This is a genomic window from Bradyrhizobium sp. USDA 3311 (assembly GCF_054062495.1).
This window is the reverse complement of the sequence record NZ_JBSSFI010000001.1, coordinates 7,657,921-7,673,981: the sequence shown is the minus strand read 5'-3', so window position 1 is coordinate 7,673,981 and position 16,061 is coordinate 7,657,921. Positions and strand designations below refer to the sequence as shown.

General features: G+C 65.3%; 11 protein-coding genes and 1 pseudogene. 2 read left to right on the top strand and 10 right to left on the bottom strand.

Translation table 11 applies throughout. The annotated features are described in order from the left end of the window. Positions 1 to 18: 18 nt before the first annotated feature. The 3 genes and pseudogenes from ACVWW6_RS36700 to ACVWW6_RS36690 all read right to left on the bottom strand — a co-directional run. A pseudogene (locus ACVWW6_RS36700) lies at positions 19 to 1,677 on the bottom strand (thiamine pyrophosphate-requiring protein); the annotation flags it as partial. 155 nt (positions 1,678 to 1,832) lie between these two features. Beyond that, the gene (locus tag ACVWW6_RS36695) at positions 1,833 to 2,228 is read right to left on the bottom strand and encodes a hypothetical protein (RefSeq protein WP_456682466.1); all 396 of its coding nucleotides are present in this window, start codon (positions 2,226 to 2,228) and stop codon (positions 1,833 to 1,835) included. A 234-nt stretch (positions 2,229 to 2,462) separates the two neighbouring features. After that, entirely contained in the window at positions 2,463 to 5,216 is a 2,754-nt protein-coding gene (locus ACVWW6_RS36690; protein WP_456682465.1) for a beta strand repeat-containing protein, read from the bottom strand. Positions 5,217 to 5,553: 337 nt separating this feature from the next. On the opposite strand from ACVWW6_RS36690, the gene ACVWW6_RS36685 reads away from it, so the two are divergent. Next, positions 5,554 to 6,999 (top strand): hypothetical protein, encoded by a 1,446-nt coding sequence (locus ACVWW6_RS36685; RefSeq protein ID WP_456682464.1) that lies wholly within the window; start codon positions 5,554 to 5,556, stop codon positions 6,997 to 6,999. 1 nt (position 7,000) lies between these two features. Here ACVWW6_RS36685 and ACVWW6_RS36680 read toward each other — a convergent pair whose 3' ends face one another. The 3 genes from ACVWW6_RS36680 to ACVWW6_RS36670 all read right to left on the bottom strand — a co-directional run bounded on the left by ACVWW6_RS36680 (position 7,001) and on the right by ACVWW6_RS36670 (position 10,436). Next, on the bottom strand, positions 7,001 to 7,684 hold the full coding sequence (locus tag ACVWW6_RS36680) for a class I SAM-dependent methyltransferase (RefSeq protein ID WP_456682463.1): 684 nt from the start codon (positions 7,682 to 7,684) through the stop codon (positions 7,001 to 7,003). Positions 7,685 to 7,692: 8 nt separating this feature from the next. Continuing rightward, complete coding sequence (locus ACVWW6_RS36675; RefSeq protein ID WP_028172246.1) at positions 7,693 to 8,691, bottom strand: glycosyltransferase family 2 protein; 999 nt, start codon at positions 8,689 to 8,691, stop codon at positions 7,693 to 7,695. 182 nt (positions 8,692 to 8,873) lie between these two features. Beyond that, complete coding sequence (locus ACVWW6_RS36670) at positions 8,874 to 10,436, bottom strand: hypothetical protein (protein ID WP_456682462.1); 1,563 nt, start codon at positions 10,434 to 10,436, stop codon at positions 8,874 to 8,876. A gap of 243 nt (positions 10,437 to 10,679) precedes the next feature. Between ACVWW6_RS36670 and ACVWW6_RS36665 the strand changes: the two genes are divergently transcribed. Beyond that, a complete protein-coding gene (locus ACVWW6_RS36665; RefSeq protein WP_049832421.1) occupies positions 10,680 to 11,648 on the top strand; it encodes a phosphatase PAP2 family protein in 969 nt (322 codons plus the stop codon). 34 nt (positions 11,649 to 11,682) lie between these two features. On the opposite strand, the gene ACVWW6_RS36660 is transcribed toward ACVWW6_RS36665, so the two are convergent. The 4 genes from ACVWW6_RS36660 to ACVWW6_RS36645 form a co-directional block, all read right to left on the bottom strand. Further along, positions 11,683 to 13,278, bottom strand: coding sequence for an MBL fold metallo-hydrolase (locus ACVWW6_RS36660; protein ID WP_404523166.1), 1,596 nt, complete (start codon positions 13,276 to 13,278; stop codon positions 11,683 to 11,685). Further along, entirely contained in the window at positions 13,275 to 14,195 is a 921-nt protein-coding gene (locus tag ACVWW6_RS36655) for a ribose-phosphate pyrophosphokinase (RefSeq protein ID WP_404523165.1), read from the bottom strand. The genes ACVWW6_RS36660 and ACVWW6_RS36655 overlap by 4 nt, the downstream gene beginning before the upstream one ends. Next, on the bottom strand, positions 14,192 to 15,733 hold the full coding sequence (locus ACVWW6_RS36650; protein WP_404523163.1) for a thymidine phosphorylase family protein: 1,542 nt from the start codon (positions 15,731 to 15,733) through the stop codon (positions 14,192 to 14,194). Before ACVWW6_RS36650 ends, ACVWW6_RS36655 begins: the two co-directional genes overlap by 4 nt. 154 nt (positions 15,734 to 15,887) lie before the next feature. After that, on the bottom strand, positions 15,888 to 16,052 hold the full coding sequence (locus ACVWW6_RS36645) for a Flp family type IVb pilin (RefSeq protein WP_011085902.1): 165 nt from the start codon (positions 16,050 to 16,052) through the stop codon (positions 15,888 to 15,890). Positions 16,053 to 16,061 lie beyond the last annotated feature (9 nt).

Genomic DNA, 16,061 nt, shown 5'->3' with positions numbered 1-16,061 from the left:
CGCTGAGACCGGGCTGCCTCACGTGCCCGGCCGCGACACCTCGGTCTCCTTGCTGGTGATGAACTCCAGCAGCACCGGCACGCCTTCCTTTGTCTTCTGGATACCGCGCTGGATCGCCGGGATGATGTCCTCTGGTCTGGTCACGCGCTCGCCATAGCCGCCGAAGGCGCGCGCCATCGCGGCATAGTCGCCGGAAATGTCGGTCGAGCGATATTTCTCGGTCGAGACCGGCATCACCTTCAGCTCGATCGCCATGGAGAAATTGTTGAGCAGGATCGACATGATCGGGATGCGCTCGCGCACAGCGGTCTCGAAATCCATGCCGGTGAAACCGATCGCCGCATCACCCCAGACATTGATGCAGAGCTTGTCGGGCTTTGCGAGCTTGGCGCCCATCGCGAGGCCAAGGCCGTAGCCGAGCTGCGTCGTCTTGCCCCAGCCGAGATAGGAGAGGGGCTCCACGGCCTTCCAGAACGGCGACAGCTGGTCGCGCGGGCTGCCGGCATCATGCGTGATGATGGTGTTGCTGATGTCGACGGTGTGCTGAAGGTCCCACAGCACGCGATAGGGGCTCAGCGGCGTGTCGTTGCTGGTGAGTTTCGGCATCCACTTTGCCAACCACTCCTTGTGAGAGGCGGCGATCTCCGCCGCGACGGCCGAGGCATCGCGATCCTTCGTGACGGTCTTGCCGATCTCCTCCAGCAGCGCATCGAGCACGAGGCCGGCATCGCCGACGAGGCCGATCTTCGCCTCGACATCCTTGTTGAGATGGTTCGGATCGAGCGTGGAATGGATGATGGTCTTGCCCTTCGGCATCGCGACGCCAAAACTGGTCTCGGTGAAGGAGCAGCCGATGCCGAAGATGACGTCGGCCTCGCTGAGGAACTTCGGAACCGCGCGCGGCACCGCAAGACCGCCGGAGCCGAGCGAGAGCGGATGTGTCTCCGGAAACGACGACTTGCCTCCCAAGCTGGTGGTTACGGGAATGGCGAGCCGCTCGGCGAGCCGTTTCAGTTGCGGCCACGCCTGCGCATAGTGCACGCCCTGGCCGGCATAGATCACCGGCCGTTTGGCGTTGACGAGCAGGGCGGCCGCTTCCTTCACATGCACGGGATCGGCGCCGTAGCGGGTGCGCAGCACCGGCGTGTAGTTCAGCGGCTCCGGGACCTCCTCGTTCCACATGTCCGAGGGGATTTCGACGATGACGGGTCCGCCGCGGCCGTTCTTGAGCTTCGTGAAGGCGCGGCGGAAGATGTTGGCGACTTCCGCCGCGAGGATGATCGGCTCCGAGGACTTCGCGAACGGCTTCATCGCCTCGCTGGAATTGAAGTTCGGCTCGACGTGCGCCAGCCGGCGCGGATAGCCCATCGGCAGCACCAGCACGGGCACGGATTCGCCAAAGCACTGCGCGACTCCGCCCATTGCATTTTCCGCGCCCGGCCCATGCTGCATGCAGAACGCGCCGATCGTGCGTCCCGACGTCACCCGCGAGATCGCGTCCGCCATGTGGATGCCGACGCGCTCCTGCCGCACCATCACGGGACGGATCTCGGCCATCGCCGCATGCTCGATCAGATGGTTGACCGGATAGCCGCAGAGGATCTCGATGCCCTCGCGCCTCATGATTTCCGCAATGGCGGTGCCGAGCTTCATGGCGTCTCTCTCCCTGGCGAGGCCGGTTGCTCCGGCCGATTGAGGGAGAGAGGATCAGGAATTTGGGGAAGGGTAAAGCGCGGGGGTGCGAAGGAGGCGGTAGGTCAGGTATGCAGCGCCGGCGTCCAGCCGCACGGACCCGCAAGGCCATTGCATCAGCGCTTCGGTGCCGCGGCCTCCTACTTGCAGCTTTTGCAGATCGTCAGCCTACGTTTTAACGCCTCATCTTCTTGATCGATCGATTGCTGCGCCGTATCCGGATTGGGCTTGGAACCCTTTGCCGCGCGCGACGTCGTGGCTCGCGTCGTTTGCTCCGGAGTGTCGTTGTCGTCGACGGCGCTAAAGCCGTCATAGTCGGCGGCAGGATTCGGCGGTTGTGGGACGCCGCCAGTCGCTGGTGTCGACGATACCCTGTCGGACGCTGCCGGGGAATTCTTGGCGCTCGCCCGCGGCGGCGATTCCTTGGGTGGAGCAAGCGAAACCGGCGGCGCGACCGAAGTCTGGCCTCTCGCGCTGTCGTACGACCATGCGCCGACAAGCATGAGGCCGAGAGCCAAGAGCGTCACGCTTCTCATTCGCATCCTCTCGGCAGCTCTGGTTCAACGATCGATGGCATGGCCCGCCGAGCCACGACGGCGTGCAGAGTATCAGGACTCACATGGCCGTCAAAGCGCCGTAGCCCAGATGGTGAGCGGCCCAATCCGGGACACGACCGCATCGATTCGCGGGCCCGCGATTGCCTTCCGCGCCATCCGGGCTGCGCCCGACAGGCAAAACACACGATCGCCGGGCGACCGCGATCGTCGGCCTCAGATCAGCGTGCCGGCGTGGAAGCTCGCATGGGCGAGCAACGACTGGATCACGACGTTGTCGCCGGGCCCTCCGTCCAGCACGTCGACGCCGCCGCCGCCGATCAGCACGTCGTCGCCGAGCCCGCCAAGCAGCGTATCGTTGCCCGCGCTGCCGAGGAGCAGGTCGTCGCCGGCGCCGCCGTCGAAAATGAGGTGCGGCCCGCCGGGGCCGACGCCCGACGCCTCGATCACGTCGTCGCCGCCGAGGCCGTTGATGGTGATGGTGTCGTTGAAGTCGAAGTTCTCGATCACGATCTGGCTTGCGAGACCGTCAATCACCAGCGCGCCATTGCTGTTGAGCGAAAGCGAGATGACGTCGTCCCCGCCCGTGCCGTTGATCACGATCTTGTCGGCCGCGCCGTCGCCGCCAGGGGTGCCGGGAACGCCGCCCAGATCGATCTTGACCTCCGTCACGTCGGTGCCGCTCATGTCGCCGACATTGATCGTGTCGGCGCCGCCGCGGGCATTGAACGCGATCGTCTCGACGCCGTGCGTGTCCATCGTGATCGAGGCGACGTCCCGCGTCAGCTCGGCACGCCCTCCATTCGCGAAGATGTTGATGGTTTCGGCGATGTTGGCGCCGTTGAACAGCAGCGTGTCGGTGCCGCCCTGGCCCTCGATCGTGTCGTTGTCGTCGCCTGGATTCCAGACGAAGGTGTCGTTGCCCGCACCCATCAGCGCGACGTCGTTTCCGTCGCCGCCATTGATCAAGTCGTCGCCCTGACTGCCACGGATGGTGTCGTTGCCAAGTCCGCCGTTGATCGTGAGTTGCAGCACGCCGGCCGCAAGCCCGCTCGCATCGATCACGTCGTCGCCGCCGAGGCCATTGAGTGTCAGTTGATCGGTTGCGTCCATGGAGGCCAGGTTGGTGGCCGCGTGGAGGCCGAAGACCGTCACGCCGCCGGCATTGCCTGCGACGCCGAACGTGTCGGCACCCTGGGTCGCATCGACCGTGACGGTGTCGATGGCGCCGTCCGGCGTTCCGGCCGAACCGCCGAGGTCGATGTTCACCCGCGTCACATCCGTCCCGGTCAGGTCGCCCACCACGACATGGTCGGCGCCGCCCAGCGCGTGGATATCGACGTGCTCGACCCCGTGCAGGTCCATCGTGATGTTGCCGACGTCGCGCGTGAGCAGGGCGTGATCGCCGTTCGCCGTTATGGTGAGGTTCTCGGCGATGTTGGCACCGGAGAACTGCAGCGTGTCGACACCGGCGCCGCCTTCGATGGTGTCGCTGCCATCGCCCGGATTCCACTGGAACACGTCGCGGCCGGCGCCGAGCTGCACGAGGTCGTCGCCGCGGCCGCCGACGACGGAATCATTGCCGTCGCCGCCGATCAGTGTGTCGTTGCCGGCGCTGCCAACGATCGTATCGTTGCCGGCGCCGCCGTCGATCGTCAGGTGCACGACCCCCGCGGCAAGCGTCGCCGCCGAGATCGTGTCGTTGCCGCCGAGGCCGTCGATGACGAGCGCGTCGTTTGCGCCTTCCGCGTTGGTAATGGCGAGAGCGGCGGGCAATCCTGTGACCGAAATTGACGTGCCCGAGCCGGACACCTGGATCGTATCGGCTGCGCTCGTGCCGTCGAGCGTCACCGTATCGGCCGCGCCGTCCCCGGTCCCGGTCGATCCGAGATCGACATTGACCTGTTTGACATCGGTTCCCGCGAGATTGTTGACAACGATGTTGTCGCTGCCGCCGCGCGCATTGATCGTGATGGTCTCGATGCCGTTCAGGTCCATCGTGATGTTGCCGACATCGCGGGTCAGCAGCGTGCGTCCGTCATTTCCAGCGGAAACAACGATGTTCTCGCCGATGTTCGAACCATTGAACAACAGGGTGTCGACTCCGGCCTGTCCTTCGACCTTGTCGCTGCCGTCGCCCGGGTCCCACTGGAAGGTATCGTTGCCGGCGCCGAGCATAGCGGTGTCGTTGCCCTGGTTGCCGTCGATGAAATCGTTGCCGTCGCCGCCCAGCAGGTAGTCGGCACCGTTGCCGCCGAGGATCGTGTCATTGCCGGCGCCGCCGTCGATCGTCAGATTGATGAGCGCGGCGAGATTGCCGCTGGCGGTGATGACATCGTCGCCGCCATTGGCATGGACTACGAGGTTTTCTGTGGTGCCGATGTCCAGCGAGAACGGCGCGGGGTCGACGCGGTCGAAGCGCACGCGCGTGCCGTTGGCCGTGATGGCGAAGGTCTCGCTGCCGTTGCCGCCGTTCACCTCGGCCGTGTCGATGCCTTCGCCGCCTTCCATCAGGTCGCTGTCGTCGCCGGGATTCCAGATCATGCGGTCGTTGCCGGCCTCACCGAACATCTGGTCGTTGCCGTCGCCGCCGATCAGCACGTCATTGCCGGCGCCGCCGAACAACAGATCGTTGCCGCCTTTGCCGAGCAGCGTGTCGTTGCCGGACTGCCCGAACAGCATGTCGCCGCCGGACCCGCCGGTCAGCGTATCGTTGCCGGCGCCACCGAACAGATTCGCCGCAGGCATCGCGCCGTTGCTCTCGTCGATCGTGATGGTGTCGTTGCCGTCTTGGCCGAAGGCCTGTATCAACTTGGTGTTGGCGACCGTCGCGGGTCCGCCTTTGATCGCGACCGCGCCGCCGTTGACAACGATCGTTCCGGCCGCATTGCGGCCCAACGCGATTGTGTTGTTCTGGCCGTTGCCAAAGGTGGTGAGAATTCCGGCGGAAAAGTTTGCTGTGACAGCCATGTGCGCTTCTCGCTCGCGTCATCGTCGGAACGGACCGTATGGCAGGATCATGACGCGTTTTGCGATGCCACCGGGGTGAACGGACGACGGCTGTAGGCCGAGATGCAAGTTCCAGCTTGGTGGAATCCTTCGGGAGGGCTTTTGTTTGTCTTGAGAACAGCTTGATTTTCCGGAGAGCCGCCGCATTACCGGCTGATGGATCTTCGCGGCCGGTAGGATGCGTCCGCCCAGCGTCAAGAACATGGTTCACAAACCGTAACCTGCCCGCCCTGCGCTGGACCAGGCGCGGTGAGCACCAAAGAAGAATTTAACGCTTGGGCCTTAAGTTGCGCTCGCCATGAGTGAGCAGGTCGTGCACAGCGAGGTTCAACCGTTTTCGGCGCGTGCGGCGCTCCCCTGGCTGGTGAGCCTTGGCGTCTATGCCACGGTGCTGATCCTCGGACAGCGGCTGCTCAATGATCCCGACAGCTATTCTCACATCGAGGTCGGGCGCTGGATCATGGCGCATGGCGCCCTGCCGGCGAGCGACCCTTTCTCCTTTTCGATGCACGGCGCGCCCTGGATCACCTTCGAATGGCTCTCGGAGATGGTCTACGCCGGAGTCTACGCGCTGTCCGGCTGGCCGGGCGTCGTCGTCGTCGCCGCCGCGGCGATCGCGCTCGCCTTTGGCCTGCTGACGTTCTTCCTGCTGCGCGAGCTCTCGCCAACCCTGACGCTGCTCATGGTGATCGCGGCCGTCATCCTGTCGGCGCCGCATATGCTGGCGCGGCCACACGTCCTCGTGCTGCCGGTGATGGTGACTTGGGCCGCTGCCCTGGTGCGCTGTATGGATCGTGGGGGGCCTCCGCCCTACTGGGCCCTGCCGCTGCTGGTCCTGTGGGCCAATCTGCACGGCAGCGTGGTGCTGGCGCTTGGGCTGATCGGCCCGGCGGTGCTCGAGGCGCTGCTGCGTGAGGGGCGAAGCGGATGGTCGCACGTGCTGTTGCGATGGCTCCCATTCGCGGCGCTCGCGCTCGCTGCGTCCTGCCTGACGCCCTACGGGCCAGAACCGCTGCTGATGCCGCTGACGACACTCGGCCTCGGCCCCGCGCTCGCCTGGATCTCGGAATGGCGGCCGCAGGATTTCAGCCGCATCGGCGGCTTCGAACTGCTGCTGCTGGCCGGCATCTTTGCGCTCTCGCGCGGCGTGACGCTGCCGCTCGTGCGGGCCCTGGTGGTGATCGGCCTGCTCCATTTCGCTTTGGCCCAGATACGCAATGCGGATCTGCTGGCCATGCTGGCGCCGCTTTACCTCGCGGCTCCGCTGGGTCGGAAGTTCGGCGGACCGACCGGCGACGATGCGGCCGGCTCGTCACGCGGCCTGACTCTGGCCGCGTTCGCCGGGTTGATCGCGGTGAGCGGGGCGGCCCTGGCGCGTGACATCCGGCCGGCTCCGATCATCACCCCTCAGGCTGCTATCGCTCAGGCCGACCTCGCCAGGGCGGGGCCCGTGCTCAACGATTATTCCTTCGGCGGCTATTTGATCTTCGCCGGCATTCCCACCTTTATCGATGGTCGCGGCGAACTGTACGGGGGACCGTTCATCGACCGCTACAACCGCGCCGTAGCGCTGGTCGACCTCGGAGATTTTCTCAAGTTGCTCGATGAATACAAGATCGGCGCCACGCTGCTCGCACCGCGGACGCCGGCGGTCGCGATGCTCGACCGGCTGCCCCAGTGGCAGCGCGTCTACAGCGACGATGTGGCGGTCGTGCACAAGCGGCGAGATGCGCCGCTGAGATAAGTCAAGCGGTCCCGAAGGCCGCGTATTGGCCCCCGAGCGACACGCCGCTCAAGGCACCTTCCACGCGCCGTGCCGGTTTGGTGTCCCAGGGGAGCAGCAGGAAATGGCGCGAGCCGATCTCGCGTAGACCGTCCGCAGCCATCAACTTTCGGGTCGTGCCGGCGCTGAGCAGGACAGCGTCCCGGTCGAACTCGCAGCGCGCAACGGCAAGGCGTGTCAGCGGGTTGTACGGATTGTGCTCGATCACGCAGACGAGCCCGCCGGGGCGCGTCACTCGCCGCATCTCGGCGATGAACTGCGCCCATTCGGCCGGCACGACATGGTGCATCACGCAGACGGCCGTGACCAGATCAAAGCTGGCGTCGTCGAAAGGAAAGCTGCGGCCGTCGAACTCACGGTAGTCGACCCCGCGGTTGTCGGCGCGAGCCTGCGCCAGGCTGGCCGAAGACACGTCGATACCGCTCAAGCGGCCGACCATGCCGTGCAGCAGGGGATGAAGGCTGCCGACGCCGCAGCCGACGTCCAGCATTTCGGGCCGCTCTGCGTCGAGCCGCTCCGCGATCAGATCGCGCAGGAGATCGGCCTTGGCGCGCATGAAGAAATGATGCGGCAAGCCCGAAAAGTCGATCGATGATTGGACCACGTCACGATAGTTGTCGTGATAGCTGTCGAAGAGCTCGGTCATGCGCCGGGTCACTCGTTGACGGCGTGGATCGCGGGTGCCGCGGCCGGCGCCTCGCTGCGATCGAAGCCGGCGCGCGTCTGCACCACGTAGAGCGGGCGGCGTTTCACCTCGGCATGGATGCGGCCGACATAAAGCCCCACGATGCCCGTCATCAGCATGTTGATTCCGCACAGCAGGGACACGACGACGATCGTCGAGGACCAGCCGGTCACGAGATGACTATCCTTGCTGAGCCACAACAGGATTACCCAGCCGCCGTAGAGGAGTGCGAGTCCGGAGACCGTCAATCCGCACCAGATGGCAAGCCGCAAGGGCAGATCCGAAAAGCCAAGCGCGGCGTTCATCGCGAGCCGCACCATCTTGAACAGCGGGTATTTGGTTTCGCCCGCCGCGCGCTCGAGACGATGGAAGGTGACCTCGGCCTGCCGGAAGCCGAGCCAGGCGATCATGCCGCGGACGAAGCGGTCCTGCTCCGGCATCTGCCGAAGTGCGTCGAGCACCTTGCGGTCGATCAGGCGGAAGTCGCCGACATCGGCGGGGATGCCGACAGAGGACATCCTGCCGAGAAGCCGGTAGAAGAGATGTGCGGTCGCACGCTTGAATCGGCTTTCGCCGTCGCGCGACAGGCGGCGGGCGTGGACGATGTCGTTGCCTTCCTTCCATTTTGCGATCAATTGCTCGATCACTTCGGGAGGATCCTGCAAATCGGCATCCATGACGATGATCGCTTCACCTTGCGCGGCGTCCATGCCGGCGGTGATGGCGACCTGATGACCGAAATTTCGCGACAAGCCGATATAGCGGAAGCGCGGGTCGCGCGTGGCGAGCGCCCGTAGCACGATAGAGCTGGAATCGCTGCTGCCGTCGTCGACGAAGATCGCCTCTGCGGGCCCGTCGAGCCGGGACAAGACCAGGTCGAGCCGGCGCAGCAGGATCGGCAGCACGGCTTCCTCGTTGAACACGGGGATGACGAGGCTGTAGCGGATCGATTTGAAACTGGCCGCCATGCGAGAGGGTCCAACTCGGTTGCAGGGGCGGAAGCCTAATCCGTGGGTGGTTAAGGTGGCCTTGCCGCAACTGTTAAGGATCTAGGGCTCCCGGGCGATGCGGACGCCCGCGGGCGGCTGGGGGGCCGGCGGGAGCGGGTGGTGATGTCCCGTTAACCACACCGTGCAGCCGCGGCGTCGCGCTACGACCTGCGGCGGATCTTGTAGAGGACAAATCGTTCCGAAGCGTCCAGCTCGTCCAGCAGATCCGGCAGCGGGTTGGGGGCGTGCGGTCCAAGCAAATAGAGATAGTCGAAATCCTGGTACCAGGTCCGGACGAACGGCGGAGCGTCCGCCGGCGGCCGGCCTGTCGCAATTGCCGCTAGCAGGCCTGACGGCACCGGCCCTCCGTAGGGAATGGCAAGACGGCGCACGGCCTCGCGTGCCCGCACCGGCTGCTTGCCCGCTTCCGTGAATAAATTGGGCACGAAGGCGTTGGCATAGTGCACGGCCAGCGTCGGCGCATAGAACATTGGATAGGACGTGAGGTCGGCGAAGGGCGGGTCTCCAGCGTCGCCCGTGCTGCCAATGAGGACGCGTGAGCCGCGATCGATCTTGTGGAATGACGCGACGATAGCCGCATAGTCGGCGCGATAAGGCAGCCACACCGCGAGGACCACGGCGAGATTGATCAGGGTAATTCCGCTGATCACAGCGAGCGCAGCCATTCCCCAGGCACGGCTGGGCAGCGACAGCGAGCAGAAGGCCGGCAGGATCAGGGCCGCGGCGGGAATCACGCGGATGTCCACAAACGAGGTTCCGAACAGCTTCGAGGGAATGACGAGGTACAAGACCGCAAAGCCGATCGCGAGCCAGATTCCGGCTGGCTCGAGCTTGAGGACGCCGCGTCTTGCGGCGAAAAGCAGCGAGATCATCAGCGCCAGTCCGGTCACTGCCGATACCGTCAAGCTGTAGCCGTTCATGATGCGCAACGGCCAGATCGGCTTGAATCCGAGGAACCAGCTCGTGCCTTCGCTTCCGATCGAGCCTGCAGTCATATGCATGATGGCGAACAGGACGAGCGCCGGTATGGCCAACGCGCCAAGCCGCGCGGCCGCGACCCGGTACGATATTCCCTGGTGGCGGATGCGCCAGAGCTCGAAGAGGCCCAGCGTCGCGCCGTAGATGCCGAGGGAGAAGAAATGCGCCGCATACAGCGCAGCGACGAAGATCGCGTTGACGGCGAAGCGCGCTGGCCATGGGCCTTCTGCCAGCATCAGATAGACGGCGATGCCGCAGAGGGCGAGGCCCAGTCCGAACTCGAAATTGACGAAGCCCCAGCTGAACGGCAGACAGTAGAGGAAAGCGAGCGCCGCAAAGCCGGCGAGATGGACGCGTCCCTTGCGGGCCCATTCGAGCAGAAGCGCGCCCCCGACGATCAACAATTGGCTAATGAGCAGGAACAGCCGCGTGGCGCTCTCGACGCTCATCAGTCGCGCCATCTGCGGGACCAGCAGGTCCATTCCAAGGTTGGGATAGAATGCCCAGGCCACCTCGTAATGCGGATTGGCGTACGGAGTGCCGCTCTGGCTCAAAATATACATGCGGGCGAGGTGATTGGGATAATCGACCATCGCGGGAATAGGGGTCAGCAGCACCGGAAGAAACGAGACGGCGGCGAGCATTCCAAGAACGGTGATCGTCACCGATCGGTCCGAGCCAAGACGAGCCCGGATCGTCAAGGTCGGCCTGTCGGAAGAAGCCATGTGATCGGGCCGCTGGAGTTCGAGCCTACGCTCTGCAAAGGTGCAATTGCACGACACAACGCCATAACGCGAACATCGTAAAGATCAAACGTCACGCGGCAGTAGGGTGCCGTTGCCGTCGGCACAGCACTAATGAAAAGGAAATTCCGCCGTGTTCGTGTTGTTGCGTTAACGCAGGCTCAATTTTGCCTCGCTAGCGTGGCGACAGGGCCGTGGTGACCAGGCCGGCGATCGGATGCCCCCATGCCAGACAGGCTGAGTCTGCCAGATATCCACCTTGTCCAATTGAAGCGTGCCGATCGTGTCGTCTGGATCGCGATCGGGGCCTCGGCCGGCGCTGTGTTGATCGCGTCGACGCTTGGGCCGTTTCAGATGGAATGGCTTTCATTCTGGAAACCCGCCCTCGTTGCCGGCCTGCTCGTATTGATGAGCTGGTTCTATGCGACCATCAGAAGGGACGCGGCTCTCGCCGACGCGCTGGTCAGCGCCGCCCAGGTCGTCGCATTTGCGGCGGTGGGAGCTCCGCTGTCATACGTCGCGGCAAGCGCGGCATTTCCGCTATGGGACAGCGAGTTCGCCGTACTGGACCAGCGGCTTGGCTTTGACTGGATGGCGTGGCTTGCGGCGATGAATGCTGCGCCGCTTCTGCATAGGATCCTGGCGGGTGCGTATGCGAGCTTTGCCGTGCAAACGACGGCCGTGGTCCTCGTATTGGCCGCGGCGGGCCATGCCCTGCGATTGCGCATCTTCATGCTGAGCTTCGTTCTGACGACGCTTCTGACCATCGGCGTTTCCGCTTTCATGCCGGCGCAGGGTGTTTGGGGGCATCTGCATCTGTCAGCAGTCGATTCTCCTGCCATCGTGCCGATGACGCGAGATCTGCCGCTTCCCGTATTCTTTGGGTTGCGGGACGGGACCTTCCGCCATCTGGTTGCGGAAGGCGCCGAAGGGATCATCAGCTTTCCGAGCTTGCACGCCGCGCTTGGACTTCTCTTCCTGTTGGCGCTTTGGCCGGTCAGATATGTGGGTTGGATCGCCGTGCTGCTCAATGTTGCGATGATTGCGGCCACGCCGGTGGATGGAAGCCATTACTTTTCCGATGTGGCCGCGGGTCTGGCGATCGCACTCCTGAGCTGGGTCACGATGCAACGTGCCCTCACCGCGAGTGGACGAATGGAAACGGCTCGCGCGTTGTATTCGCGCGCGTTTTAGCCCCTTTCCGACAAGGGCGACATTCCGCGTCGCTCTACTCATTCTCCTGCAGCGCGCGCCGCAGCCTGCGGATGATGACGCCGCGGGCGCGGTCGTCGGCGGCGGCTGCGACCTTGTCGCTGATGTCGAGCATCAGCTCCGACATTTCGTTGTGCCAGTCGAGATGCGTGACGGCCTCGGGCGCCAGCCGGCGGCGATGGTCGACGTCGAGCACGCGCGGCTCGGGCGCCTCGAGCTCGTAGATGTCGTCGAGCACCGGCTGATAGATCTTTGCGGCCGGGACAATGCGTTCGCCCAGCCGTTCGGCAAGCCCGGCGATTGCATCCTGCTCGCCGTGGGTGAGGAACAGGCCGCGGGCGATCGGGCGGCGTGCCGCGATCCAGCCGGCGATGCCGGCGGCGTCGGCATGTCCGGAATATTCGTCGATCATCCGGATGCGCGCAGCGACCCTGATCTCGTCGCCCTGGATCCGCACGGCCGTGGCGCCGTCCTGGAGGAAGCGGCCGAGCGTGCCATGCGCCTGGAAGCCGGAGAGGAGCACAGTCGCGCGCTCGTTCCACAGCCAGCGCTTGAGGTGATGGCGGATGCGGCCCGCGTCGCACATTCCGCTGGCGGCGATGATGATGTGAAAGCCGGTCAGGCGCATGATCGCCTTGCTCTCGGCAACCGTCTCGGTGAATTTGAGATGCGGCGAGTTGAGCAGGCGGTCGACGTCGACGCCGGGATCGAGGCTCGCGGCATGCTCGCGGAAGACTTCGGTGGCATGGATCGCGAGCGGGGAATCCAGAAAGATCGGCGCTGCCGGAACTTCGCCGCGCTCCATCAGGTGGACGATGTCGACGATGAGCTCCTGGGTCCGCTCGACCGCGAAGGCGGGGATGAGCAGGGCACCCTTGGCCGCGGCGGCATCGCGGATCTCGCTTGCGAGATGCTGCCGGCGCTGCTCGGGCGTGGTGACGGGGCGCACGCGGTCGCCATAGGTGGATTCGCAGATGACGTAGTCGAGGTCCACCGGCGCCTCGGGATCGGGCTGGAGCAGTTTAGCTTCCGGCCCGACGTCGCCCGAGAGCAGGACGCGCAACGGGCGTTCCCGGCCGTCCTGGCCGAATTCCAGCTCGATCGAGGCGGAGCCGAGCAGGTGGCCGGCGTTCCAGTAGCGCGCGCGAACGCCGGGCATCACGTCGGTCCAGCGCTCATAGTCGACCGGGCGGAACGATTGCAGCGATGCGGTTGCGTCGGCCTGCGTGTAGATCGGTACGACCTCCTTCCGTCGGCGCGCCGCGTTGCGCCGGTTGAGCTGTGTGACTTCGGACTCCTGGATGCTGCCGGCGTCCGGCAGCATCCAGGAGCAGAGGTCGATGGTGCCGCGCGTCGCCAGGATCGGTCCGTCAAAACCCTCGCGCACGAGTTTCGGCAGCAGCCCGCTGTGGTCGATATGGGCGTGCGTGAGCAGCACCGCCTGGATGTCGGCGGGGCGGAAGGGAAAGGCGCCGTAATTGAGTGCCTTGAGCGTCTTCTGTCCCTGGAACAGGCCGCAGTCGACCAGGAAGCGCCCGGTCGCGGTCTGGAACAGGTAGCTCGAGCCGGTCACGGTGCGGGCGGCGCCGCAGAATCGAACAGTCACGCTCATGTCGTCGTCTCCGGCGGAAGTGTCGGGTTGAGCTCGCGCTTGAGAGCCGCGGCCAGAATTTCGTCGAGTGCGATCGCGTTGGTCGGATGTGGCACGCTGTCGCTCGAGCGAATGGAGCGGATGCCTGCGTCGGCGAATGCCGCGCTCATCGCGGGTGGAAACAGCGCGTGCGTCACGACCGAATCGACAGCGCTTGCGCCCATCGCTCGCAATGTCTTCGCCGCGACCATCAGCGTCGTCCCGGAGGACACGATGTCGTCGACCATCAGCGCCGGCCGTCCCGCGAGCAGGGCGGCGTCGGCAAAATCGATCTCAACGGAGCGATCGCCGCGCCGGTGCTTTCGCGCAACCGTGTGCTGCAAGTCCAGCCGTCCCGCGAGGTCTCTCACCCAGGGCTCGGATTCGGCGTCGGGGCCGATCACGACGGTCGCGGGATCGATGCCGGCCGCGACAAGCGCGTTCGCAATCGCGGGCATCGCGGACAGGTTCTCGGCCTCGATGCCGGGAAACACGGCGGCGATGTCGGGGGTGCGGTGCAGGTGCGCATCCACGGTGACGACGCGGTCGACGATCGTCGCAAGCAGAGTGCCCATGGCGCGCTGGCTGATGGCCTCGCCCGCATGAAACGCAATGTCCTGCCGCATGTAGCACAGATAGGGCGCGACCAGGACCAGCCGCTTTGCGCCGCCGCGACGCAGCGCCTCTGCGGCGAACAGCAGGGCGATCAGCTTGTCGTTGGGTTGATCGAGCGCGGCATAGAGGATGGTGGTGTCGGCTGCGGGCGCGACCGTGACGCGCAGCTCGCCGTCCGGGAAGCGGTGCAGGGTCATCTCGTCGCAGGCAAGCCCAAGCCGCGCCGCGAGACGCTTCGCCGCCTCGGTGCCGAACGGCAGGGTCTGGAACGCGATCATGCTCACGACGCCGTCTTGCCCGGGAGCGCGTCGTGACCATCGACGGCGTAGCCGTTCCCTGCTGCTGCGGCGGAGGCTGCGAGATCATGCTCCGGCTGATCGAAGGCGTAGACGCGGTAGAGCGGCTCGCCCTGCTCGACGTGGTCGCCGATCTTCTTGAACAGGCGGATGCCGGCGCCCTTGTCGAGCGGCGCGCCGGCGGTGCGGGCGAGCCGGTTCAACCGCAGACAGTCGATCGCGGACACCGTGCCGTCATGCGCCGCCTTGACGTCGAAGCTGAGCGATCCCAGTTCGGTGCTGCATGTCGACGGGCCCTGGGCGTCGATGATCTTCTGCATCTGCTTCAGCGCCGCGCCGCTGTCGAGCAATTCGCGCGCCCGTGCGTAGCCGGCGCCGCCGCGCAGCTTCGGATCGTATTCCAAGAGATGGGCGGCGAGCCGCAGTGATTTCTCGCGCAGGTCGCGCGGGGCATCCTTATCGTTACCGAGCACCGCCATCACGTCGTTGGCCTCGAGCACCGGCCCGATGCCGTTGCCGATCGGCTGGCGGCCGTCGGTCGTGATCACTTCGACCGTGCGGCCGAACCGGTCGCCGACGAATTCGAACAGCTTTCGCAGCCGCATCGCCTCGACGGCGCCGGTGACCTTCGCGGTCGGCCCGACCGGAATGTCGATCAGCAGATGCGTCGAGCCCGCCGCGATCTTCTTGGACATGATGGAGGCGACCATCTGCTCGCGAGTATCGAGGCTCAGCGGTCGCTCGACCGAGATCAGGACGTCGTCGGCCGGCGACAGGTTCACGTGGCCGCCCCAGATCAGGCAGCCGTTACAGGACGAGACGATCGCCTTCATCTCCTCGACCCCGACATTCACCCGCGCCAGAACCTCCATCGTGTCGGCGGTGCCGGCGGGCGAGGTGATGGCGCGCGAGGAGGTCTTGGGGATCGGCAGGCCGTGCGCGGCGACGATCGGCACCACCACCATCGAGGTGCGATTGCCGGGAATGCCGCCGATGCAGTGCTTGTCGACGACCACAGGGTCCGGCCACACCAGTTGGGTGCCGGCCTGGGCCATCGCCCCGGTGAGGGCCAGGAGCTCGTCGCTGGTGATGAAGCTCGCCGAACCGATCAGGAAGGCGGCGATCTCCATGTCGGAGTAGCGATAATGCGCGAGGTCGTTGATGATCGCGCCGATCTCCGCCTGGCTCAAGGTTCGCCCGCGGATCTTCGCACGCACCGCTTCAAGGCTCTCCGGTGGCGTGGCGGGCGTCACCGCGACCAGCGTGCCGACCGGTTCGGCGAAACGGCGGAATGCGGGCTCGGAGAGGCCGATCTCGTCCTGGGCGGCCAAAGTGTCGTCGTCAGTGATCAGCAGCGTCGCCAGCAGCACCTTGCCGTTGAGACGGAGCTCGACGCGGCTGAAGCCGCGAAAGATCTCTGCGCGCAGCGCCTTCGATTGCCTGGAGATGACGACGACGTTCTCGCGGCCGGTATCGAGGCGAACGCGGCGGATCTTCAGTTGGGAGTGGGGGAGGTCTGGGTGCATGGACGGGCCGGCAGAGAGGAAGCTCAGCCTCCATGCTTAGCCGTCGCCGCCCTGGTGCTGTTGACCCAGATCATGGTCTGTCACGCCGGCAGGCCTTGCGTGCCGGCACGGTCTCGCCGATATCAGAAGGTGACTTCGGGCCGGGGCATGCGGCCTACTTCGTGGCCGCGTCGATCGAGTTGAACTTGTTGTTCAGGAGCGCGCTGCCCGTGTTGTTCACGACCGTGACGATCACGAGCGCGATGCCGGCGGCAATCAGGCAATACTCGATAGCGGTGGCTGCACTTTCATCGGCAAGAAAGGACTTGAGCAATGCCATCGTCAACTC